Source organism: Parasediminibacterium paludis (assembly GCF_042651445.1).
Classification (GTDB): domain Bacteria; phylum Bacteroidota; class Bacteroidia; order Chitinophagales; family Chitinophagaceae; genus Parasediminibacterium; species Parasediminibacterium paludis.
On record NZ_JBHSDC010000003.1, the window covers coordinates 115007 to 139695 of the forward strand.

A 24689-nucleotide genomic window follows, 5' to 3' on the forward strand; every position below is an offset into this window, starting at 1 on the left:
TCAAGCATTGATTTTGGGCTTTGCGCAAATTTTTTTCAATCAATTACATGGCTGCTAACTGCACTTTTTGGGTTAATTCCATCACGTTTTCGCGGAAAATAGAATCCGTATCCATTAAGTCTTTAACGGTTTGACAAGAGTGGATAACCGTGGTATGATCTCTACCGCCAAAATGCTCACCAATGGTTTTAAGCGAGTTTTTGGTAAACGCTTTTGCCAGATACATGGTTATTTGACGTGCTTGAACTATTTCGCGTTTACGGGTTTTTTGTAGCAGTTTATCGTAACTAACTGCAAAGTATTCACACACCATTTTTTGAATAGCATCTATGGTAATCTCCTTACTGCTTGTTTTTACAAAATTTCGCAAGACTTTCTTAGCTAATTCAAGGTCAATTTCTTTTCTATTGAGCGATGATTGAGCCAATAATGAAATTAAAGCACCTTCAAGCTCACGTACATTGGTATTAATATTATAAGCCACATATTTTACGACTTCCTTGCTCATTTCAAGACCATCGTTTTTCATTTTGCGCTCTAATATTTCTATTCTTGTTTCGTAGTCAGGCAATTGGATATCTGCGCTTAAACCCCAACGAAAACGACTCAATAAACGCTCCTGTAAGCCATCTAAATCTTTTGGTGCTTTATCGCTGGTGAGTACCAATTGTTTGCCACTTTGGTGCAAATGGTTGAAGATGGCGAAGAATGCATCTTGACTTTTCTCGGCACGCGCAAAAAACTGTACATCATCTATAATTAAAACATCTATCAGTTGGTAAAAATGGATGAAATCGTTAATCGCATTATTGCGGCTATGGTCTTGAAATTGGTTGATGAATTTTTCGCTGCTCACATATAATACCACCTTATTAGGGTGCAATCTTTTTACCTCATTGCCTATTGCTTGGCCAAGGTGTGTTTTACCCAAACCAACGCCACCATAAATCACCAATGGATTAAATGAGTTGGCACCGGGTTTCTCGGCAACGGTTTTGCCGGCACGTCTTGCTACACGATTGCTATCGCCTTCTACATAACTATCAAATGTGTAATTATGATTTAATTGTGGATCTATTTGCATTTTCTTTAACCCCGGTATTACAAACGGATTTTTTACTGGATTATCAATTACCAGTGGAAAATTCATTTCGTTGTGGCTAAACGTTTTTTGATTACTAGCAGGAATGTCCATGCTACCATTTCGGCCATTACCACTGTCTACCATAATACGGTATTCCAAACGTGCATCTTTGCCCAATTCACGCTTTAATGTTTTGGCTAATAGGTTTACGTAATGCTCTTCCAAATACTCGTAGAAAAACTGACTCGGTACTTGAATCATTAATACATTACCTTTTATTTCCACAGGTGTGATTGGTTCAAACCAGGTCTTAAAGTGTTGCCATTCCACAATATCCTTGATAATTTTCAAGCAATTGATCCATACACTTTCTGCGGTTTTAGCCACGATGTTCGCCATGTTAGTTAATCATTTTATATAGTTAGTTAAGATGGTTTCTTTCAGGTTATGGTCTATAAGTGTTTGCAACTTTACAGCTACAAAAAAGTTATACAGGGCTGCGAATATGTACACTTTATGTTGAAAAAAAAATTTTTTATTCTCTTGTTTTTCTCTCGACTAATACAGAGTGGGCTTTCATGAGTTTTTTATTTTTTCTCCCCTCAAATTTATAGTCTAGTCTACCCAAACTGAGGCCGCCCCACCCCACTTGATTCACCAAAGTATCGCCCCCACTTTTATTGGTATACTTACGAGGCTCACTAAAAAAACGATGGGTATGCCCCCCAATGATTAAGTCTATATCATAACAGTTTTTGGCCAACACCTCATCGCTTACCTTATTATCGTCATATTTATCGCCAAGGTGGGATAAACAAATAATCATATCGCAACCTGCCTGTTTTAATATTTTGGTAATAGCGTTGACGCTTTCTATGGGATCTTTATAAATCGTATTGCCGTATAAATTGTCAGCTACTAAATCTTGTAATTCAATCCCCACGCCAGTTACGCCCACTTTAATGCCTTTTTTATCAAATATTTTGTAAGGTAAATACTTATTGGCCATTGCGGTATTACTGAAGTCGTAGTTGCAAAGCAGTATGGGGAAACTAGCATGTTGTAATTGGAAAGCAAAATTGTCGATGCCAGCCGCAAAATCGTGATTGCCCATAGTGGCCGCATCGTATTGCATCCTACTCATGGCTTTCATTTCTGGTTCGCCTTTATAGAGATTAAAGTAGGGCGTACCTTCAAAAATATCGCCTGCATCTAGCAATAATACATTGTCTGTCTCTAAGCGAATTTGGTTAATAATAGCCGCCCTTGTAGCTACGCCGCCCAAGCCCGCATTTTTGCTACCATCCATCGGAAAAGGTTCTAATCTGCTATGCACATCATTGGTGTGTAAAATACTAATGGTATCACTATCTTTTGTAGTAGTAAATGTATTAGCATTTACACCACTTGCCGATGCGATAATCGCCCCGCTTGCTAAGGCAGATTGCTGTAAAAATTGTCTTCTATTAACGGGCATACACAATTCTTTTTTCTGTTTTTGCATCTACTGATTGTCCTTTTTCGGTAAGCCATTGCGTGTAAGCAATTAGGGCGTCACGGAGTAGGTAGCCAATATTATATTGTGGAAAAGGTTTTAGCATTTTGATAGCATCACCACCATTTGCGATATAGTCAGAATTCGCAATAGTATAGATAGCCGCTGTTTCTAAAGGTTTACCTTCTACCATAATGTTGATGGCTTTATTATCTTTTATGCCAAAACTAATGCCACTTATTGGCCAGCCATTCCTTTCTGCAATGGCATTTAAAAAACTTTGCAAACTATCACCCTTGATATCTTGTAAAACCACCACATTTTCAAATGGCATAAGCTCAAACATATTGCCTATTGTAATATCACCCTTGGGTAAATAAGCCCGAACGCCACCATAATTTACAAAAGCTGCATGTATATGTTTTTTAAATTTTTTTTCCGACATGTATCGCATGGCATCGGTCATAAAATTCCCTAAGCCACTTTCTGGTTGTTTCTTAGTAAGTCCTTGGGTTGAAAAACCAATCACCGTATTCATGGTTTTGTTAATACTGTCTTTGTAAGCGGCTAATAGTTGAACCATTGAGGAATCGACTACCATATTGCTTTTTATTGGGTAGTTACCATAGGCCACGGTTAGCTTTTGCGACCACACAACAGCCGAACAAAAACAAGATAGTATAAGCATACAAATAAAACGGCGCATCATACATTAACAAGTGAAAATGGAAGATACAATTTTTATACACCTGATAAATATTTTTTTGATGCCAAGCCTCGGCTCTAAAACATTACATTTGCTGCACAAAATTTATCTATCATGAGTTATGAAATTACGGGAAAACTAATTGCGAAATACGATACGGTACAACGTACGGAGACCTTTAAAACCCGCGAATTTGTAATTGAAAAAAGTGAAGATATTGGCGGTAGAGTAATTACCAACTATGTGAAGTTTCAGAGCGTACAAGACAAGACCGCTTTATTGGATAGATATAATATTGGCGATGACATTAAAGTCCAATTTAATATTAAAGGTACTAAATGGAATAAGAGTGGGGTAGATAACTACATTACCAATTTAGATGCTTGGCGTATCGAAGCTGTAAAACTGGGCGGTCCAGAAGCGGCGGCTGAGGTAAACTACAATGATGTACCGCCTACAGTTGAGGATGGTGTAGATGATTTGCCCTTCTAAACTACTGATTTAAATCATTTGAATGATGCAATGATGATTTGCGAATAATTTTAAATCAGTCTCTTTCTCAATCATTTTGTTCATTTCAATCATTTCAATCAGTGATCAAACAACTCTCTCTAAAACTAAAGCCTGCAGAAGCTTTAGATGATACTATTATAAAAGACTATATCGCGCAGTCGCTTGCTAAGCCAAGCGATGCTATTACTGGTTTTCATACACTCAAGCAATCTATCGATGCAAGAAGTAGGCAACAAGTTTGGATCAATATTACTGTAAATGCTTTTATTGATGAACCATTTGCGCAGCGCAATATCAATAGGGTTCAACTAAAAGAGGTTACTAATGCCAGTAAAAAAGTCATCATTATAGGTGCTGGCCCTGCGGGTTTATTTGCTGCGCTAAAATTGATGGAACTTGGTATTCAGCCCATTATTTTAGAGCGTGGCAAAGATGTACGTGCTAGACGTAGAGACCTTGCTGCGCTGAATAAAGAAGGCATTGTAAACCCCGAAAGTAATTATTGCTTTGGAGAGGGCGGTGCAGGCACGTATAGTGATGGTAAATTATATACCCGTAGCAATAAGCGTGGCGATATTAACCGCATCTTAAACCTATTTGTACAGTTTGGTGCCGAAGAAAAAATATTATACCAAGCCCATCCCCATATTGGAACAAATAAATTGCCGCAAATTATTACAGCTATGCGTGAAGCCATTATCGGTCATGGCGGGCAGTTTTTATTTGAGCAAAAAGTAACCGATTTTATTGTTGACAATAAGGTGCTTAAAGGGGTTGTCACGCAAGCTCGTCATCGCTTTATGGCCGATGCCGTGATATTGGCTACAGGCCATTCTGCGAGAGATATTTTTGAATTACTTTATGCAAAAAATATACTAATAGAAGCCAAACCCTTTGCACTTGGCGTGCGCATTGAACATCCACAACAAATTATCGATAGTATACAATACCACTGCGTTACTCGAGGTGATGCCTTACCACCTTCTTCCTATAGCTTGGTAGAACAAGTAAATGGTAGAGGCGTATTTAGCTTCTGTATGTGTCCGGGCGGTATTATTGCCCCAGCAGCTACCAATCCGAATGAATTAGTGGTTAATGGTTGGAGCCCTAGTAAGCGGAATAATCCTTATGCCAATAGCGGTATGGTGGTAAGTGTTGAACTGGAAGATGCGATTAAAACACTGTCGACCGTCGACCGTCGACCAACAACCAATAACGAGCAACCAGTAACTAGTAACCCTCTCACCTTAATGCATTTTCAGCAAGGCATAGAGGCACAAGCTTATGCTGTTGGTGGCGGTAAGTTTGTGGCGCCTGCCCAACGCATGGTAGACTTTTGTAACAATATTGTCTCCTCTTCATTACCAGATAATAGTTATTTACCTGGGCTTAATGCAGTAAGTATCGCAGATGTGTTACCGCCTTTTATCAATAAAACATTGCAAGAAGGCTTTAAAGCTTTTGGTAAAAAAATGAAAGGATATTATACCAACGAAGCAGTAGTGGTAGCAACAGAGAGTAGAACATCCTCACCTGTGCGCATACCACGAGATGCTACTACCTTACAACACCCACAAATAGCCAATTTATATCCTTGTGGCGAAGGTGCCGGCTATGCAGGTGGTATTGTAAGTGCTGCCATGGATGGCGAAAGAGTAGCCGCGATGATTGGTGAGATAGTGGGGAAATAAACGTTACCTAATCACTAGAAAAATACACAATTGTTTTTTGCTTCTTTTTTGAGTAGGCAATACCATAAGTACCTTCATAACCATAATTATAGGTAAAACCGATAGCCGTTTTATCGCTATTAATATCATCCCAATTTTCTTTATTCGATTGGTCTTCGTTGTATTGGGGGATAAGTTCTATTGCAGGTTGTATAAATCTATCTTTTGTAAAAAAGACTTTCATCCTTGCAATAATTGTATCTGCATGTTTGTTGTGCGGTATTATATCGCCCTCGTCAAACAGTAAATCAAAGGCATAAAATACTTCTTTGTGTATTTCATTGCCATTAACGTCTAAAATCTTAAAAGTTAGCATGCCTTCTCTTATCGATTTCCCAGATAATGTTAGGGTAAAACTGTCAAGCGTATTTACGTTAGAGAAAGGATGCTTAAAGCTTACGGCAAAAAGATGTGTAGTATCATTATGATTGATAGAATCAACTAAACGACTTGTTGTTTCTGGTGTTTTATTAATCAGCGATAACAAACTATCACTATTCACTTTTGGTGTATTAATGGTTGGCTTTTTTTCATCTTTACAAGCCATATAAATAAACGCCAGTATTGTAAATACTAGCCACGATTTTGGTAACATTGAAAAGTTGTTTTGATTGATATAGTTCATTGCCCAATATAGTACTGAAAGCTCCAATGTGCGACGCAACGATGCTACATAGTAGTACAAATGTTGGCCACAAATGTCCTATCCTTTCCTACCTTTTTTATACCGCGCTACTAAATCTACTACTTGGTTATTTTGTAAAATAGATGGATTCAGTTCTATAAACTTTTTTAAATGCTTGGGTGCTATTTCCATACCTTTTTCTAGTTGTAATAAGCCCTCTTTGCTTTTACCCAACTGGAACAAGGTGGCACTATAGTAGAAAATAAATATAGGTTTGTTGACGGTTGCGGTAATAGCTAGTAAGCAGTGTTCTAGCGCTTCTTCAAGGTAATCGGCTTTTATAAGGCAGCGTATTAAAGCCTCCCAGCCTGCCTGATTTTTAGGCTTGTTGCGTACCACATTACCAAAGTATTGTATGGCCTCTTTGATGCGGTTTAAATGCATCATACATTCGCCCATGGCTAGGTTAAAATCGGCCACAGCACGGTGAATACGCATAGCATTTTCTAAGTGCTTAGTTGCTTGTTGCCATTGTTCTTCGAGCATATAAGTAACGGCCACCTTGTATTGCAGGCGACTATCATCGGGGTTTAAATGCGTGGCTTTTTTATAGTTAAAGCGGGCTTGTGCAAAATTACCCATGCGGTGGTAGCAATGACCAATGGCTTCGTAAATCACATCTTCTGGGCGAGAGAGTTCTAGCACTTTTTCTAACGCTTCTATGGCTTCTTTGTATTTGCGCAAGCGTAAATAAGCATCGCCCATATTGCGATACGCATAGTCAAATTTCTCTTCAATCACAATGGCGTATTGATACGCATCGATGGCTTTCTCGTACAGCTTCAGCCCTTGGTAGGCAGCCGCAAGATTAAACCATGCTATTTCGTTGTAAGGAAACTCGTCTATTATTTTTTGATGTAGTTGTATGCCTTCTTCATTTCGGCCTGTAAAGTCGGTCCAGAAGCAAATTTTGTACAAGGCTTCTTCATTGTTAGGGTCTTCTTCTAGTATAAGCTTTAGACAGTCAAATACTTTGTCAAATTCTTCGTAATCATCGTACACATCAGCGAGTTCAAACAATAGTTCTAAGCGTTCTTCGCCTTCAAATTGTTCTAAGGCTGCCACCAATATTTCTACCGCTTTATCTTGTTGGTCTAAAGCAAGGTATACATCGGTTTTTAGTATAAACAAGTTAATGTCTGTACTGTCATACAATTCAGCATTTTCAAGTGTTTCAAGGGCTTCGTGGTATTTGCGTAGCGCTAGCAACACATCTGCTTTGCGTATCATCAAGTGCGATGAATAAGGAAACTGTTCAAGACCAGATTCAGCAGCCATCAATGCTTCTGCAAAATCATCTGTTTCATCGTAATGATCGATGATTCGGTCAAAATCATCTTCTTCTATAAAAGCATGACTACGACCCGTTTTAAGGTTTTGGTATTGCCTTAAAAGCGCTTGTAGTTCTTCTCTGTCTTCATGGTAAGGATTCTCCCTCATGGGCAATAAAGTTTACTCAATCTAAGATGAATAATAATACCATACAAACAATACGATGTATCATTTATTAACGCTTTGTTGATAAATGCATTACAGGGAGTAAACTAAAACATGGGTAAGATTGCCGAGACTACTTTTTTTTTTGTGTTTGCTTGGCGTAATTCAGTATAACATCTATAGATTTTTGGCTAGGAGACTGTTTTTCAAGCTTGTCTAACTGCTTAATCGTGCGTTGCAAGGTTTTAACTTCTTTTTGCAGGTCTATATCATCTTTTATAGCAGTATCAATGGCAAGGTGTAATATTGGCGAGGCTTCCCCATACAGGTACTGCATTAGTTGTTCCTGTGAAAATTTTTGCATAGTCAAATAAACATGATTGTGTGAAACAATAACTGCTTCGGTAGGGGCGGGATATGATAAAAACGAGCAGTGCAATCTTTTATTGTGGTAGTTAGGATTTTTTAGTGGCGGCGCTATCTTCTATTATGAAAATATCTTCACCGTCTTTCTTCATCAGATATTTCTCTCGAGCAAATTTTTCTAGGGCTGCAGGGCTATTTTGAAGGTTGTCAAGGTCTTTCTTAGCCTTTTCTATTTCTAATTGATAGTAGCGTTTTTTTGCTTCTAAGTTTTTTAATTTTTGTTTTTGCTCTAGGGTATTGAAGATATCTCTTTGATCAAAAAAACACATCCACACCGCAAAAAATACGATGGCTAATAAATATTTATTGGTAAGAATGGGGATGATTTTTTTCATAAGTGTTAGACGATTTAGATGACAGGTGATAAATGACAGTTGACGGAATACATAGTTACCGTCAACTGTCATCTAAACAACCGTCAACTTAATTATTTACCAAACTTAATTTTTCCGCTTGGGTATATACCAGTGCTACCTAGTTCTTCCTCAATGCGAATCAATTGGTTGTATTTTGCAATACGATCTGTACGGCTAGCCGAACCAGTTTTAATTTGACCACAGTTCAATGCTACTGCAAGGTCTGCAATTGTTACGTCTTCTGTTTCACCACTTCTATGGCTCATAATGGTATTGTAACCATTGTGTTGTGCCAAGGTAACAGCGTTGATGGTTTCAGTAACAGTACCAATTTGGTTTACTTTTACTAGTAAGCCATTGGCTATACCTTTGTCAATACCTTCTTGCAAGCGCAATACATTGGTTACAAATAAATCGTCACCTACTAGTTGACATTTGCTACCTACTGCTTGCGTTAATGCTTTCCAACCGTTCCAATCGTCTTCAGCCATACCATCTTCAATAGAAATAATAGGGTATTGGTTTACCCAGCTTTCCCAGAATTTCACTAGCTCGTCGCTGCTCATTTCTTTACCACTGCTTTTGTGGAACACATATTTATTTTTATCAGCTTTCCACAATTCGCTGTTAGCAGCATCCATCGCAATGGCAACTTCGGTACCAAGTTTGTAACCAGCAGCAGTAATAGCTTCAAGTACAGTTTCTATCGCTTCTTCGTTGCTTTGAATATTTGGTGCAAAACCACCTTCGTCACCTACGTTAGTGCTATAGCCTTTTTTCTTCAATACACCTTTTAATGTGTGGAAAATTTCAACACCCCAACGCAAACCTTCGCTAAAAGAAGCGGCGCCTACTGGCATTACCATAAACTCTTGGAAGTCAATTTTATTATCCGCATGTGCACCACCGTTTAAGATGTTCATCATAGGGATAGGTAAGGTACGTGCATTAGTACCACCTATATAGCGGTATAGCGGTGTGCCAGCTTCTTCAGCAGCAGCTTTCGCTACAGCCATACTTACAGCTAGCATCGCATTAGCGCCTAGTTTGCCTTTATTAGCAGTACCATCTAACTCTATCATAGCAGCATCAATAGCCGCTTGTTGTGTTACATCAAAGCCAGTTAAAGCTTCTGCAATCACTTCATTTACATTTTTTACTGCTTGTAATACGCCTTTACCTACGTATACGCTTTTATCGTTATCACGTAATTCTACTGCTTCGTGAATACCTGTACTAGCACCACTTGGTACTGCTGCACGGCCTAATGCACCGTCGTCTGTAGTAACATCTACTTCTACGGTAGGGTTACCACGGCTATCTAATATCTGACGCGCATGAACTTCGATAATGTAACTCATAGTTTTGTTGCTTTGTTTGTAATTTAAAATATGTGTGTGTTGCTGTAATCAGCTTTTGTTTAGTAATCGTGCTTCGTTGCGTCGCACACTTGTACGTTCTGTTCGCTTTGCAACCAGCATTTGTGCAAACGTTGCCGTAAAAGTAAGCATTATTTTTTTGACGTTAAATCTCTAAACACATCCTCTAAATTGGAATTGTTATCGTTGCTTAACGATACTATGTTTAGCTGCTGTTCTAAAATAATACCCATCAGTTGTTTTCTAGTTGCCTCAGCATCATTGGTACTAAACTGCCATTTAGTGCTACTCACTTGTTTGGCATTTAGCCCCGCAAAAATACCAATGTTTACTGCTTCTTGTAGTTCTAGCACTATGATAGTGGTCATTTTTTGGGTAGTAAGTTTGCTCAATACATCATCAGCCACAATTTCTCCTTTATTGATAATAATGATTCTATCACAAATCGCTTCTACTTCTTGCAAGATGTGCGACGAAAACAATACCGTCTTGTCAGCACCTTGTGCCTTTATCACGTTGCGTATTTCTATTATTTGATTGGGGTCAAGACCACTTGTTGGCTCGTCTAGTATCAGCACTTCTGGGCTGTGTATTAGCGCTGCTGCAAGCCCCACACGTTGTTTGTAGCCCTTAGATAGTTGTCCAATTTTCTTTTTACTTTCTAGGGTTAGCCCTGTTAGTTCTATGGCGCTGTTAACTTCAAACGCTATATTCGAAATATGATGCACCCCACCTATAAAAGCCAAATATTCCTTCACATACATATCAAAGTACAATGGATTGGCCTCAGGCAGGTAGCCTATTTTTTTCTTAATCGCTATTACATTCGTTGATACATCCAGTCCACATATTTGTAAGCTGCCTGCATCAGGCTGTAAATAGCCTGTCAGCATTTTCATGGTAGTGCTTTTACCTGCACCATTTGGGCCTAAAAAACCAACTATTTCACCTTTATTTACTGAGAAGGAAATATTATTTACAGCTCTTTGTGTACCGTAAATCTTAGTAAGTTGATTTACCTGAATAGACATGCGGTAAAACTAAATAGTTTCTATTACTTATGAGACTAGTTTTTTAAACACAAACGTTAGCAATTGTTTAAATTTTTAGTAGCAGTGACCATGCAAAACAAAAGCCGCATTACAACCAAGTGATGCGGCTTTTGTTATTTTACCTATTTATACACTAAACCTACAACTTCAATGACTAATTAAGCCTTCTCTCTGTCATCTATCATCCAACATCTGCTTACTTCTCCCTCCTTGCCTTCCTGCCTCTATGCCTTCTCTCTGTCATCTATCATCCAACATCTGCTTACTTCTCCCTCCTTGCCTTCCTGCCTCTATGCCTTCTCTCCGTCATCTATCATCCAACATCTGCTTACTTCTCCCTCCTTGCCTTCCTGCCTCTATGCCTTCTCTCTGCCATCTATCATCCAACATCTGCTTACGTCTCCCTACTTTCTCCCTCCTTGCCTTCATGCCTCTTTGCCTTCTCACTGTTGTCTATGGACTATCGACTGCTCTCCTCTTTACTCCTCTTCGCTACCAGTTTTTCCAAATCGGCGAATAATACCTCTGCCACTTTCGCGGATAAAGGTTACAATTTCATCACGTTCATCGCTAGCTTCTAATTCTTCTTCTATAAAATCTATCGCTTGCGATGTATTCAAACCTTTATTGTAAATAATACGATAAATATCTAGTATATGATTAATTTGTGCTAGCTGAAAACCTCTGCGCTTAAGGCCTACACTATTCACACCGCCATAGCTTAATGGATTACGCACGGCTTTAATATATGGCGGTACATCTTTACTTACCAAGCTACCGCCGGCTACAAATACATGCTGACCAATATGTACAAATTGGTGTACAGCACTTACCCCGCCAATAATGGTCCAGTCCCCTATCACTACGTGACCAGCACATTGTACACTATTGCTTAGTATGCAGTTGTCGCCAATAATACAGTCGTGGGCTACGTGGCAATAAGCCATAATTAAGCAGTTGTTGCCTACTTTGGTTTTACCCCTATCTTCTGTGCCACGGTTGATGGTAACACATTCGCGAATAGTGGTATTATCACCTATTTCTACGGTTGTTTTTTCGCCACTAAACTTTAAGTCTTGCGGTATCGCACCTATTACTGCGCCTGGAAAGATGCGGCAATTTTTGCCGATTCTGCTGCCTTCCATAATGGTAACGTTGCTGCCTATCCAAGTGCCTTCGCCGATGATAACATCACCGTGTATAACGGTAAATGGATCTATCTTCACGTTAGAAGCTACTCTAGCGTTTGGGTCTATATACGTGTAGGGATGTGTCATCCGCTTTGTTTTTGGTTTTGGTGTATCTACTACTATTTCCATGATGGGGGGCTTAGTAGTAAAAAAGATGCCAAAATTAGTTTTTTAGCTGCATCAATCTTGTACCCACTTTTACGAAAGGCTTAATATCTGCTCATTTTCAATTGAAATGCGTCAAATAAAACCCATCCTTTTAGGTAAATATTAACGTTCGCAAAATTAGTTTCTTTTTACCACTTGTGCTACTAGCAACGCCTCGGTAGCTACTTTGCCATTCACGTAAACCGTACCGTGCATTTCGCAGATACCTCTACGGATAGGGCTAGCGAGTTCCATTTTTAATATCATGGTATCGCCGGGCACTACTTTTTGCTTAAACTTACAATTATCTATTTTTAAGAAATAGGTATCGTAAGTACCTTCAGGCATAGAGTTAATGCATAATATACCACCTGTTTGTGCAAGGGCTTCTATTTGCAACACACCCGGCATCACAGGGTTGTTAGGAAAATGACCTTGGAAAAACCACTCGTTAAATGTTACATTTTTAATACCGATAATATGCTTATCTGTAAGCTCTGTAATCTTATCTACTAATAAAAATGGATATCTGTGTGGTAATGTTTTCTCTATCTTCTCTAGGTTAAACACAGGCGGCAGTGTAGGGTCGTACACAGGTACATCTTTCAGTTGTTTATTCTTGCGGATGTACTGCTTTATTTTACGAGCAAACTCTACATTGGTGCTATGCCCTGGGCGGTTAGCAATAATGCGTGCTTTAATAGGATAGCCTATCAAAGCAAGATCGCCCACTACATCTAATAGTTTGTGTCTTGCAGGCTCGTTAGGAAAGCGTAGCTCCAAGTTGTTTAAATAACCCTCTGTTTTTACTTCTATCTTATCACGCTTAAACACTTTGGCTAGGCGGGTCATTTCTTCGTCAGAAATTTGTTTATCTACCACCACAATGGCGTTGTTAATGTCGCCACCTTTTATTAAATCGTTGTCTAGCAACGCTTCTAACTCGTGTAAAAAGCAGAAGGTACGGCAAGGCGCTATTTCGGTAATAAAATCCTTCATGGTTTTTAAACCTGCGTGCTGCGTACCCAGTACAGGGCTATTAAAATCTATTAAAGTAGTAATTTGATAGTCTACCGATGGCAAAGCCACCATTTCTACACGCTTTGCTTCGTCGTAGTGATAAATGTTTTCGTCTAAGCTATACCAAGCTTTTGCCGCCTCTTGTTCTAGTACACCTGCCTTATCTATGAGTTCTATAAATGGCTGCGAACTACCATCCATAATGGGTATTTCTGGGCCATTAAGTTCTATCAATACATTATCTACACCCATACCTACAAGGGCTGCTAGTACATGTTCTACTGTACTTACTTTGGCATCGCCTACTTGTAGGGTAGTACCACGGCTAGTATCGGTTACTAGGTCGCAGTCGGCTTTAATGATAGGCTGCTGTGGCAAATCAATGCGCTGAAATTGGATACCAAAACCAGGATTCGCTGGTTTTAAGATCATATCTACCAAAATACCTGTATGTAAGCCAGTACCGCTAATGCTAATAGAATTGCCGAGCGTATGCTGCTTATCTGGGTTAAAATTTATGTCCATTCTACGTATTGTTTGTTAAACAAATAAGGCGCAAGAAGCCCTCACCTGTTTAAGATAATGCCGCAAAAATAAGCGATACGATAAAAGCGTGTAGAAAAGTTTTGTGAAGGGGGCGGAGGAAGCAGACGACCGTCCATAGTCTACAGTCCATAGACGATAGCGGGAGGATATAGGGCAAAAAGGCAGGATGTGGATATGTAGAATTAATAGTCTATTACCTATAAAGAATCGTTTTTTTTAATCTGCTGGTATTATTAGCGCAGTTGCACAATTGTAATGTTGGTGGAGATTTGGCACATTGGGCAGTATTTTAAATTTCATCTAATCCCAATTCTTTCAAAAACGCGTTGTGCTTATCAGTATTGATTTTGATGCTTTCGTTAATAGCCACCAATTTCTTATTGATTTCAACTAAATCTATTTTTTCTTCTTCAATAGAAGTGCTTACATATCTGGAAATATTGAGATTGTAGCCATTCTTTTCTATTTCATCCATAGAAACCCTACGGGCATAACGTGGAATTTCATCTGGACGATATTTATAAGTGTCCACTATTTTTTGGATGTCGTTTGGTTCTCCGTTTTCACCCTCTCTAAGGGTGTTTTGTCTAGATAGTTTTTGGTAATGCTCACTGGCATTAATAAACAATACATCATCCTGCTTTTTACACTTCTTTAACACTAAAATACAAACAGGAATACCTGTTGAATAAAACAGATTAGAAGGTAAACCAATCACTGTGTCAATATGATTGTCCTTCAGTAATTTAGTTCGTATGCGTTCCTCAGCACCACCTCTAAACAACACACCATGTGGCAATATAATAGCCATTACGCCCTCTTTTCCTAGAAAGTGAAAGCCATGTAATAAAAACGCAAAGTCTGCTGCTGATTTAGGCGCTAAGCCATAGCTTTTGAAACGAAAATCTTCGGCTAGGGTATCATTTGGCTCCCATCGTAAACTAAAGGGTGGATTGGCCACAATAGCATCAAATTCTATTTTCTTTGCAGGGTTTGGTTCGTTAAGCAAAGGCCATTGGTTCTCTAAAGTATCGCCGTGAAAAATTTCAAACTCGGTATCCTTCATGCCGTGCAGTAGCATGTTCATACGTGCAAGGTTATAGGTGGTAATATTCTTTTCTTGCCCGTAAATTTTACCAATACTGCCTTTGTTGTCTTTAATTTGCTTACGCACATTTAGTAGTAACGAACCCGACCCACAGGTTAAATCTAGCACTTTATCTAGTTTAGGTTTAGGGCCAGTGGTAGGCTCTTGGCTATCTAGAATAACGATTTTTGATAGTATGGTAGAAATTTGCTGTGGTGTGTAAAACTCACCTGCTTTTTTGCCACTGCCTGCTGCAAACTCACCTATTAAGTATTCATAGGCATCACCCAAAGTATCTGCATCAGTACTAAACTCTGCAATACCCTCTGCAATTTTTTGAATCACCACACAAAGCTTCTTATTTCTTTCGGATGAAGTTCTTCCTAACTTCTCTGAGTTTAAATTAATTTCTGAAAACAAACCTTGAAAAGAGTTATCGAAAGATTGGTCTTCTATGTATTTAAAACCTGCTTCAAGCGTAATTAATAGGTCTTCACTTTGGGTACGTGCTAGTTCGCTAATGTTACTCCACAAATGTTTTGGTTCTATTACATAATGCACTTTTCTGCGCATTTGCTTTTCAAAGTCTTCTATATCATCTGGGTTCTCATTATACCAAATTTCTAAAGGTGTTTTTACCCGTAGTGTTTGGATTACTTCTTTTGGTGTATCATCAGGATAATCACTGCCTAACTCTTTTTTGGCTGCTTCTTCATAGTTGGCAGATAAATAGCGTAAGAATAAAAACGACAGCATATAATCTCTAAAATCATCTGCGTTCATGGCGCCACGCAAGTTGTCTGCTATTGCCCAAAGGGTTTTGCCTAGTTGTTGTTGTATTTTTTGTGTCATACCGTTGCTGTTTCTTCATTAAAAATCTGTGGAAAGTCAAACTCATACTTTCCAAGGAATCCATTTAAAATGCGTAAGAATAAGTCCTTGTTATCCTCACCCATTTCTACTGGGTCAAAAATTGAATACTTGCCGTGACTGAATAATTGCAATGCCCTTTCAAACAATACTTCATCTTCCAAACCATTAATGCACTTATCAATTTTATCATAGCCAAAAAAGGTGGCTGTTTTTTCTAAAATGGTTCTTAGTGCATTAAAATGATAAGTGTATATCTTAGGCGGATTATCAATATCTTGTTTATCACGTATATTTTTCAGTTCACTAATGGTTGCAATATGATGAAAAAAAGGTGTGTCGTCTGTGTCTTTTAAAGCATAGCCATTTGTTCCTTTCTTATGCAAGAAGTAGCGTTTGTGTTTTACTTTCCTTCCAAACTCATTACAAAGTACATTGTAAAATAAACTGTGGTGTGTGGAAATTATTGTTTTAATCAACATCTTAACTTTCCCGTCGCCATCTTCTTGTGTTACAAGGTTTACTAAGTCACAGGCTATAGCAATAGCATTGTTTTCATCAAGAGATGAAATTGGGTCATCAATATAAACATATTTAGCCCAATTATAAGCAGGGTCTTTATCAATTACTAATTGACAAATGGCTAAGAAAAAGCACCAAATAAAAAGTGTTTCTTCGCCTCTTGATATCTTGATATTTTCAATTCTCTGTGCTACACCGTCAACAATAATACTTCTTGAAAATCTCACATTTCCATCGTCATAATTAATATCAGCTTTTAAGTCAACATAATTGTGTAAAAAGGCTTCAATCTTCGCATCTAAATCTAATTCTCTCAATCCGTCAAAAAATGCTGATTCTGTATTAAGTTCTAAATATCTTTCAGCATCATTCTCTAAATCGTTATTCCAGGAAAATAAGTCTTCTGTAAAGGCATTAAAGTACAGGGTATCTCTTTTAGTTACTTTACCTTCAGCATCAAATTCTTTTCCTGCTTGTTTGAAGTCCATAGAAAGTCTGGTTTTTCCAGTGCCATTATGGGCAAAAAACAAAACCAAATCCTTCAAGGGGCGGTGGTCTCCTGTTAAATCTTTTCTGAAATGCTGGGCGACATCTGCTAGTGTTGAAAAATTCGTTATTGTACTCATGTCTAATTTTTTATTGTAGGAAATAACCCCTGCATTAACCCCTTTTTATGCAACTTCAATTGCTCTATTTTTTCTGCTTGTGCAGTAATTAAGGCATCTAAAGAAGACAAACAGGAAGCGATTTTTTGTTGTTCTTTGGGAGATTTAGGGACAATTAACTCTATTTCTCTAAGTGTATCTAAACCAATTCTCTTTCTTGTTGAACCTGTTGCTCTCTTTTCAATTACTTCTCTTATTCCTTCTGAATTTAGTAATAAATAAATGAAATACTTAGAGTATTTCGTTTCATCTACAACTAATCTTATACCATCGGAAGCCATAATACATCTATGTAAATTTTCAGGAATGATACAAGCTCTTCCAACAGGGTCGCCCATTTTTGATATAATAATATCACCTGCGTAAATATTACAACTAAGAAGCTCGTCAGCCTTTTCAATAGAAGTGTAGATTTTATTATCATCATTAAATACACCATCGCCAATATTTTGAAGTTGTATAATTCTAAGTCCACTTTTCGTGTAATCACTTGCCATAAGGTTAGAACCGAATGGACCACCAGTAAAACTCCACTTTACTTTCTTATCTGCTGTATCAATTAATGTTCTCTCCACCCACGCACCATCTTTTTCAAACTCCTTAAACCGCCATTTAGGAATCATTTCTCCAGCTTGTGGAAACAAGTTTTGCAGCAAGCCTTTTTTATGGCTTTTAAGTAGGTCTAATTTTTGGCTATGGGCTGTAATCACTTCATCTAAAGAAGACAAGCAAGCAGCGATTTTTTGTTGTTCTTCTGGTTTTGGTTTGGGTACTGATAGGCTTCTAATATCATCACTATTAACCGCATCAAAAGTTCCGCCTTGTGAAATATTGTGCCAATGAATTTCGTAAGAAAATAACCATTGATACAAATACTCTTGGGAATTTGGATTTTTAACTCTTAATGATGAAATACCTCGTCCGATACAAGCATTGTGTAAAGATTTTGCAACTGTACCAACAGGTGCTCTAACACTTAGTAAAATATCTCCGATTTCACATTCTTTGGTAATTTCAGTTGTATAAATCCTTGGTGATGATAATCTGTTTTTTATATCTGCATTTCCTTGTAATAATGGAAGCCCAATTTTATTTTCATTATAAGAAGTGGAACTAGGTGATGAACCCATTGTAATATTAGCAATGACTGATAACTGATTTTCTTCCCATTCACCCTCATTCACAAACTCAGGAAAACGCAATGCTGGTAGTAATGTGTGGTTGCTCATTTGTCTGAATTGGGATTTTTAGGATTTGAAGATTGTAGGATTTCTGTTTGAGCAGGTAGGGTAATCTTATCATTCTTTAATCTGTTTAATCCTAATTCAGACGACTTCTTATTTTCGGGGTGATTCAGGTTGTACACCCTTTTAAATTCTAAACTTTTTGCCCCAAAGTTTAACAACAAACCAATAGGCAAATTGTAGGCTTGGCAATAATTCATTGCTTGTGCTAAATGCACTTCTTCTAATTTTATCAGCGCTTTTAATTCTACCATTATATTGTCTTCTACAAAAAAATCTACTCTGCGTGTGCCAATATCAACGCCTTCATAATAAATACTCATTTCCATCTCACGCATAAAATTTAATCCTTGTTTTTGCATTTCAATGGCCATTGCACGCTGGTAAATCACTTCTTGAAAACCATTACCTAAAGTGCTATGAACTTTCATGGCACAGCCAATAATTTTATGAGTTAAATCTTCGTGTTTCATTTAAAATCTTTTATTGTCTGAATTGGGATTTTTAGGATTTGAAGATTGTAGGATTTCTGCTTTTGTTGATGATATAATCCTATCATCCTTTAATCCCTTGAATCCTAATTCAGACGCTTTACTCATAAGCTGCTAGTCCTGCAATGTCTTGCCCTTGGGCTAGTTTTTTTAATTGTGGTACAAGGTCGGCCATTAAAGCCAATTCTTTTACCCTGCGTTCTTTCCAGCTTAATGCTAGTGGTGCTAATAAGTCAGTCAGTTTTTCTCCATCAAATATCATTCGGCTTAGCACTGTTTCTATAAAAGCTTTTAGGTCAGCCGTTGGTAAGCCATGTGTATGGGCAATAGCTGCCAGTTCTTTGTTGTATTTATCCTCCTTAAAGCTGTCGTACATCGTTTTTAGCTCATCTGCGCCATAGCCTTTTGTCCAGTCTAGCCCATTTATAAACTCGGTTAGGTCTTCCTGCTCGTCAATAAGGTTGGCATTAGCACTTAGTAGGCTAATTACCTGAGCCTTGGTCATTCTCTGCTTGCTAGGTTTGCGCTGTGTACTTTCAGCAATTAGGTTCATTATATAATCGTAATCAATAACCGCAGAGGCAAACAATACAAATTCAAAATCTAATTGCTGCACATCTTGTGGTGCATTGTCACCTTGCTTTTGTTGTATGTCTCGTAGCTGCTTGGCAGTTTCTATATAAGAGCTTCTAAATGCTTGTAAAGTTTCTTTTGGCAATATTGCTTCAATGGTAGCTTGTTGCTCGTCATTAATATCGGTGTATTGGTCTAGCTGTGTTTTTAGCCTTTGTACCTCTTTAAAGTTTTTTACAAAAGCAATTTTTGCTGCATCGCCTCTTAAGCCATATACTTCTTCTGGTTCGCAAGCTAGGTTGTGCTGTTCCATAAAGCCTTCCAGTTTTTCTACTGCGGCTTTGTATTTATCTATTACCACAGGTGCAGGGTCTACCAACCATATTTCTTTAGGGTTGCCGGTTTGTTCACCAGAAAATAGGGCAATGGCTTTGTTCACGGCATCTTGCTGTGAGCGAAAATCTAAAATATTGCCATAAGGTTTGGTATCGTTTAGTACACGGTTGGTACGGCTAAATGCCTGTATTAAACCGTGGTATTTCAGGTTCTTATCTACGTACAACGTATTTAAGTATTTGCTGTCAAACCCAGTAAGTAGCATGTCTACTACTATGGTTATATCTATCTTGTTTTTATGTGGATAGTCTTTATTACTGTATTTCTGGTATTTAATACGGCTTTGCACATCTTGATAATACAAGTCAAACTCGTTAATCGTATGGTTGGTGCCAAACTGTTGGTTATAATCCGCAATAATGGTAGTTAAAGCCTGTTTCTTTTCTTCTGGGTTTTGTTGGTTATCCGCTTTTTCTTGTGTTAAATCATCTTGTATCTGCTGAATGTCTTTGTTGCCTTCGGCAGGTGGCGAAAACACACAAGCAATATTTAGTTTGGTATAATCAGGATTTTCTTCCTGCTTTTTATACTGAATGGTTTTAAATAATTGGTAGTAGCTAATAGCTTCATTGATAGAGCCTGTAGCCAGTATCGCATTAAAACGCATTTGGTTGGTAGCAGCAAAATGCTTGTCTAGTATGGCTTCTGCCACTGCTTGTTGTGCAATTGGCTCGCCAGGTTTTGGTGTTTGCGTGCCTTTGCCCTTAAAATAATCTATATGAAACTTTAAAACATTTCTATCATCAATGGCATGGGTAATGGTATAGGCATGCAATTGCTTTTGAAAGATGTCTTGGGTTGTTCTATTTGTTTTTTCGTCGCCATCAATCTGTGAATAAGAAGCATTTTCATCAAAAATGGGTGTACCAGTAAATCCAAACAGCTGTGCATTAGGGAAGAATTTAACAATGGCTCTATGGTTTTCACCAAATTGAGATCGGTGGCACTCATCAAAAATAAACACCATTCTTTTGTTCCGTAATGGTTCTAATCTTTCATAATAATTTCTAGCATTGGTACTATCAATAGCCAACGATAATTTTTGTATGGTGGTAACAATTACTTTATCTGCATAATCGGTAGATAATAGACGCCTTACTAGAGTTTCGGTATTGGTATTTTCTTCTACGCTGCCTTCTTGAAATTTGTTGAACTCTTCACGGGTTTGCCTGTCTAAATCCTTTCTATCTACTACAAAAAGACATTTTTCAATGTCTGGATTGTCCTTTAATAGTGTAGAAGCTTTGAAAGAAGTGAGCGTTTTACCACTACCTGTTGTGTGCCATATGTAACCATTGCCACGGTTATCGTTAATACAATCTACAATGGCTTTTACAGCATAAATCTGGTAAGGGCGCATCACCAACAATTTCTGTTCGCTTTGTACCAATACCATGTATTTACTAATCATTTCACCCAAGGTACATTTGGTTAAAAAACTATCTGCAAAGTCATATAGGCCATTGATTTTTTTATTGTCTCTATCTGCTAATTCATATACTGGCAAAAATTGCTCGTCTGCATCAAAAGCAAAATGTTGGTTTTTGTTATTGGCAAAATAGAGTGTTCTGCTTACGTTGCTTACAATAAATAATTGCATAAAACAAAGCAGCGAATTGCCATAGCCATTGCCGGGCTCATTTTTATAATCAACAATTTGCTGAATGGCATTGCGATGCGAAACATCCCCTTTTTTTAATTCAATTTGCACCAAAGGCAAACCATTAATCAACAAAATAATATCGTAGCGTTGGTGACTGTTTTCAGTATTGATGCGTAATTGGTTAATGACTTCAAAGTCATTTTTGCACCAGTCTTTATTGTTTACTAGTGTATAATGTAGGGGCGTGCCATCTTCACGTTGGAAGTAATGCCTTTCTCGCAGCATTTTGGATGCAGTGAAAACATCTGCGGTTATAATTTCCTCTCTTATTCTAAGAAATTCATTGTTCGATAGCCGCACACGATTTAAGGCTTCAAATTTTTCTTTGAAGTTTTGTTCCAAGCTATGCCTGTCCCTAATATCAGGGCGGTAGGTATATTTTAAGTCGGTTAGTTTTTGTATAAAAGCCTGTTCTATTTGTTGTTCTGTCGTCATAAATGTATCATCAGTTTACAAAAATGTTGTAAGCAAGATGTATTAAAATGGTTACGAACAAATGTACCTAGTTAGTAAATGCAATTTATAATTTTATTGTAAGTGAAAGTATTTGATTTGGCTTAATTATTAACAAAATATAACACTAAGCACTATTCAAACTTCTCATAAAAGCACCGTAATAGGAATTACCAAGAACACTAGAAAAATATGTTTATGTAGGTAATCTGATTGAAGGCAAGAGAGACAAAAAAGGAAATAATGCAAGCCCATCCCACCTCAAGTATCCCCAAGGTATAGCTGAAGTATACCCGAAGTATGGATAGTGTATGAGGAGTGTATGAAATCGCTAACCCTATTTCTGTAGAAATAAGGGTGATACATAAATAATATATAAAATATAATCAGCTAGCTGATGCATGAGGACAGTTTCACCAATTGAAGTTGGTGTCTGTTTCTTCTAAATCATTGTCATCCTACAAAATCTTGGTTCAGACATGGGGCTTAAGAGGCTACTTTTTCAGCCAATAACTGCTGTATTAGTTTTTCTAATTCGGTAATGCGTTTCTCAAAGCTTGGTAGGTTGCGGCTAAGGGCTTGGCTGCGTAGGGTGGCGGTAAAGTCGTACGCAGGGCTACCTGTAACGGTGGTATTGGGCTGCTTAATAGACTTACTAACACCGCTTTGGGCGTTAATACGGCTGCCATCGGCTATGGTAATATGGCCTACAATACCTGCTTGGCCACCAATCATTACATTGCTACCTATTTTGGTACTACCACTTACGCCTGCTTGGGCAGCTACTACCGTATTGCTGCCTATTTCGGCATTGTGCCCTACTTGTATCAAGTTATCTAGCTTTGCACCTTGCTTTACAATAGTGCTACCCATAGTTGCCCGGTCAATGGTGGCATTAGCTCCTATTTCTACATAATCTTCTAGTATAACATTGCCTATTTGTGGTATCTTTTTAAACGTTCCATCGGGCATGGGCGCAAAGCCAAAACCATCGCCACCAATCACACTGCCTGCATGTATGGTTACATGGCTGCCAATGATACAATCGTGGTAAATTTTTACCCCTGGATAAATGGTACAATGGTCTGCAATGCTGACGTTATTGCCAATAAACGCACCTGGATAAATTTTTACATGGTTGCCAATGGTTACTTGCTCGCCGATATACGCAAAAGCGCCTATGTAAATATGCTCGCCTAGCTTGGCAGAGCTTGCGATATAAGACGGTTGCTGAACGCCATTTAGTTGCTGCGCTACAATGTCTTGGTATTTAGACAATAAGGCGGCAAAAGCGGCATAAGCATCTGGTACACGCAAAAGCGTAGCACTTACAGGCTGCTTTAACTCTAACGTATTATTTACAATAACAATAGAAGCCTTGGTGGTATATAAATAGTCTTCGTACTTTGGATTCGCCAAAAATGCAAGATCGCCTGTGGTCGCTTCTTCTATTTTTCCAAAATTGCCAACTGAAACGGTGGCGTCACCTTCTAGTTGGCCATTAATCATCATGGCTATTTGCGCAGCAGTAAATTGCATAGGCTGTATGTTAGCTGTTCTAAGTGCTTGGTTTTGTGATAATTGCTGGTGTAGGTACTACAATGGCATAGAACATCGTACACTAAAACAATTTACATTAGTGTGCAAATGTAGAATTTTTTGGCGGCGGCTGGAAATTGTTTGCAATTAGGGTTGTTAATAGTGTGCCTTGATTACACCGCTTACAGATAGCACACGAAAAACTTTTTAATGGGTGCAGAAATGGTTTGGTTAATTAATGGGTCGTCTATGGCCGTAATATCTTTCACGCTACCATCTTTAAATAAAATATTAATACCCTCTTTATTGGTGGTGTACATGGTATTGTCTGCCTCGCCTGCAAATACAAAATAACCCGCTTCTTCTAGGCTAATACCCAATTGTGTAGCCGCGGCTTGTAGTTTGTGGGCTACAAAATCGGCCTCAAAGGGGTCTGACTGAATGTTGATTTTTAAAAGCTGGCGGTTGAGCAATCGGTTGGCGAGAGTTTGCAATACCATATCTGTATGGGTACCCCATTTTTTAACCGCTACTAGTAAGTCGCCATCGTCTAGCTTGCAAAATTTATCTAAAGTGTCTAGGTTCATTACACCATCAAAGTTGAATAAGAAAAAATCGATACCACAGTGGGTGTGTAAATCGGTAGCGCCTTGTGCTATCAAGTCTCTAACCCGTTGCAACAGGTTTACCAGCATTTTCTCGGCACTAAGCACCGTTTTATGTAAATACACTTGCCAATACATTTGGCGCCTTGCCACTAGAAATTTCTCTATACTGTAAATGCCTTTTTCTTCTACCATTAGCTCGCCATTGTGTACGGTCAGCATTTTTAAAATGCGGTCGTAGCCAATAACGCCCTCGCTTACGCCTGTAAAAAAACTGTCACGGGTGAGGTAATCCATTCTATCTACATCTAGCTGCCCGCTAATAAGCTGGTGTAAAAACTTTTTAGGATAATTATTGGTAAATATATCTATCGCCATTTGCAGCTGCCCACCCAATTGTGTGTTCATGATTTTCATAATCATCAGGCTGATGTCTTCGTGATGTACCCCTTGTAGCAATTGGCTTTCAAGGGCGTGCGAAAAAGGGCCGTGGCCTACATCGTGTAGTAAAATGCCTGCTTTGGCAGCCATTTCTTCTTCGGGTGTAATGTATACGCCTTTGGCACGTAGCTCGTTTACCGCATTGCACATTAAGTGGTAAGCCCCTAGCGAATGCAATAATCTGGTATGCACCGCACCAGGATATACCAAATAAGCCAACGCCATTTGGTGAATGCGGCGCAAGCGCTGGTAATAGGGGTGCGAAATAATGCTAAAAAGTAAGGGATGATTGATGGTAATAAAACCGTAAACAGGGTCGTTAATGATTTTTTGCTTTTGCGCCATAATTTGTTGCGAGATGGTTAAACCAAGAT

General features: G+C 38.3%; 21 protein-coding genes. 2 read left to right on the forward strand and 19 right to left on the reverse strand.

All coding sequences use genetic code 11. The features are described from left to right. Nucleotides 1–43: 43 nt before the first annotated feature. The 3 genes from dnaA to ACFOW1_RS04235 all read right to left on the reverse strand — a co-directional run bounded on the left by dnaA (nt 44) and on the right by ACFOW1_RS04235 (nt 3180). Entirely contained in the window at nt 44–1483 is a 1440-nt protein-coding gene (dnaA, locus tag ACFOW1_RS04225) for a chromosomal replication initiator protein DnaA (protein ID WP_379012468.1), read from the reverse strand. A 136-nt stretch (nt 1484–1619) separates the two neighbouring features. Next, nucleotides 1620–2588 carry a bifunctional metallophosphatase/5'-nucleotidase gene (locus ACFOW1_RS04230; RefSeq protein ID WP_379012469.1) on the reverse strand — a complete coding sequence of 323 codons (969 nt, stop codon included), beginning with the start codon at nt 2586–2588 and terminating at the stop codon, nt 1620–1622. Further along, complete coding sequence (locus ACFOW1_RS04235) at nt 2551–3180, reverse strand: 5'-nucleotidase C-terminal domain-containing protein (protein WP_379012470.1); 630 nt, start codon at nt 3178–3180, stop codon at nt 2551–2553. Before ACFOW1_RS04235 ends, ACFOW1_RS04230 begins: the two co-directional genes overlap by 38 nt. A gap of 219 nt (nt 3181–3399) precedes the next feature. On the opposite strand from ACFOW1_RS04235, the gene ACFOW1_RS04240 reads away from it, so the two are divergent. Together ACFOW1_RS04240 and ACFOW1_RS04245 are read left to right on the forward strand one after the other, a co-directional pair. Continuing rightward, entirely contained in the window at nt 3400–3777 is a 378-nt protein-coding gene (locus ACFOW1_RS04240; RefSeq protein ID WP_379012471.1) for a DUF3127 domain-containing protein, read from the forward strand. A 101-nt stretch (nt 3778–3878) separates the two neighbouring features. Further along, complete coding sequence (locus ACFOW1_RS04245) at nt 3879–5489, forward strand: NAD(P)/FAD-dependent oxidoreductase (RefSeq protein ID WP_379012472.1); 1611 nt, start codon at nt 3879–3881, stop codon at nt 5487–5489. Nucleotides 5490–5496: 7 nt separating this feature from the next. Here ACFOW1_RS04245 and ACFOW1_RS04250 read toward each other — a convergent pair whose 3' ends face one another. The 16 genes from ACFOW1_RS04250 to ACFOW1_RS04325 form a co-directional block, all read right to left on the reverse strand. Further along, nucleotides 5497–6123 carry a hypothetical protein gene (locus ACFOW1_RS04250; RefSeq protein ID WP_379012473.1) on the reverse strand — a complete coding sequence of 209 codons (627 nt, stop codon included), beginning with the start codon at nt 6121–6123 and terminating at the stop codon, nt 5497–5499. A gap of 108 nt (nt 6124–6231) precedes the next feature. Next, nucleotides 6232–7653, reverse strand: coding sequence for a tetratricopeptide repeat protein (locus ACFOW1_RS04255; protein ID WP_379012474.1), 1422 nt, complete (start codon nt 7651–7653; stop codon nt 6232–6234). Nucleotides 7654–7783: 130 nt separating this feature from the next. Further along, a complete protein-coding gene (locus ACFOW1_RS04260; protein ID WP_379012475.1) occupies nt 7784–8014 on the reverse strand; it encodes a hypothetical protein in 231 nt (76 codons plus the stop codon). A 91-nt stretch (nt 8015–8105) separates the two neighbouring features. Then, a complete protein-coding gene (locus tag ACFOW1_RS04265) occupies nt 8106–8411 on the reverse strand; it encodes an FtsB family cell division protein (RefSeq protein ID WP_379012476.1) in 306 nt (101 codons plus the stop codon). A gap of 92 nt (nt 8412–8503) precedes the next feature. Further along, nucleotides 8504–9793, reverse strand: a complete 1290-nt coding sequence (eno, locus tag ACFOW1_RS04270) for a phosphopyruvate hydratase (RefSeq protein WP_379012477.1) — start codon at nt 9791–9793, stop codon at nt 8504–8506. A gap of 149 nt (nt 9794–9942) precedes the next feature. After that, nucleotides 9943–10842, reverse strand: a complete 900-nt coding sequence (gene gldA, locus ACFOW1_RS04275) for a gliding motility-associated ABC transporter ATP-binding subunit GldA (RefSeq protein ID WP_379012478.1) — start codon at nt 10840–10842, stop codon at nt 9943–9945. A 327-nt stretch (nt 10843–11169) separates the two neighbouring features. Beyond that, on the reverse strand, nt 11170–11310 hold the full coding sequence (locus ACFOW1_RS04280; protein ID WP_379012479.1) for a hypothetical protein: 141 nt from the start codon (nt 11308–11310) through the stop codon (nt 11170–11172). A gap of 32 nt (nt 11311–11342) precedes the next feature. Beyond that, on the reverse strand, nt 11343–12182 hold the full coding sequence (gene lpxA / locus ACFOW1_RS04285; protein WP_379012480.1) for an acyl-ACP--UDP-N-acetylglucosamine O-acyltransferase: 840 nt from the start codon (nt 12180–12182) through the stop codon (nt 11343–11345). A 156-nt stretch (nt 12183–12338) separates the two neighbouring features. Then, on the reverse strand, nt 12339–13745 hold the full coding sequence (locus tag ACFOW1_RS04290; protein ID WP_379012481.1) for a bifunctional UDP-3-O-[3-hydroxymyristoyl] N-acetylglucosamine deacetylase/3-hydroxyacyl-ACP dehydratase: 1407 nt from the start codon (nt 13743–13745) through the stop codon (nt 12339–12341). Nucleotides 13746–14055: 310 nt separating this feature from the next. After that, nucleotides 14056–15705, reverse strand: coding sequence for a type I restriction-modification system subunit M (locus ACFOW1_RS04295; RefSeq protein ID WP_379012482.1), 1650 nt, complete (start codon nt 15703–15705; stop codon nt 14056–14058). Then, complete coding sequence (locus ACFOW1_RS04300; protein WP_379012483.1) at nt 15702–16871, reverse strand: AAA family ATPase; 1170 nt, start codon at nt 16869–16871, stop codon at nt 15702–15704. The genes ACFOW1_RS04295 and ACFOW1_RS04300 overlap by 4 nt, the downstream gene beginning before the upstream one ends. Nucleotides 16872–16873: 2 nt before the next feature. Next, nucleotides 16874–18139, reverse strand: a complete 1266-nt coding sequence (locus ACFOW1_RS04305; RefSeq protein WP_379012484.1) for a restriction endonuclease subunit S — start codon at nt 18137–18139, stop codon at nt 16874–16876. Further along, a complete protein-coding gene (locus ACFOW1_RS04310; protein ID WP_379012485.1) occupies nt 18136–18627 on the reverse strand; it encodes a GxxExxY protein in 492 nt (163 codons plus the stop codon). The genes ACFOW1_RS04305 and ACFOW1_RS04310 overlap by 4 nt, the downstream gene beginning before the upstream one ends. Before the next feature lie 118 nt (nt 18628–18745). Further along, nucleotides 18746–21712 (reverse strand): type I restriction endonuclease subunit R, encoded by a 2967-nt coding sequence (locus tag ACFOW1_RS04315; RefSeq protein ID WP_379012486.1) that lies wholly within the window; start codon nt 21710–21712, stop codon nt 18746–18748. Between the two features lie 504 nt (nt 21713–22216). Further along, nucleotides 22217–23269, reverse strand: coding sequence for a UDP-3-O-(3-hydroxymyristoyl)glucosamine N-acyltransferase (gene lpxD / locus ACFOW1_RS04320; RefSeq protein WP_379012487.1), 1053 nt, complete (start codon nt 23267–23269; stop codon nt 22217–22219). A 182-nt stretch (nt 23270–23451) separates the two neighbouring features. Next, nucleotides 23452–24660 carry an HD domain-containing protein gene (locus tag ACFOW1_RS04325; protein WP_379012488.1) on the reverse strand — a complete coding sequence of 403 codons (1209 nt, stop codon included), beginning with the start codon at nt 24658–24660 and terminating at the stop codon, nt 23452–23454. Nucleotides 24661–24689: the final 29 nt, after the last annotated feature.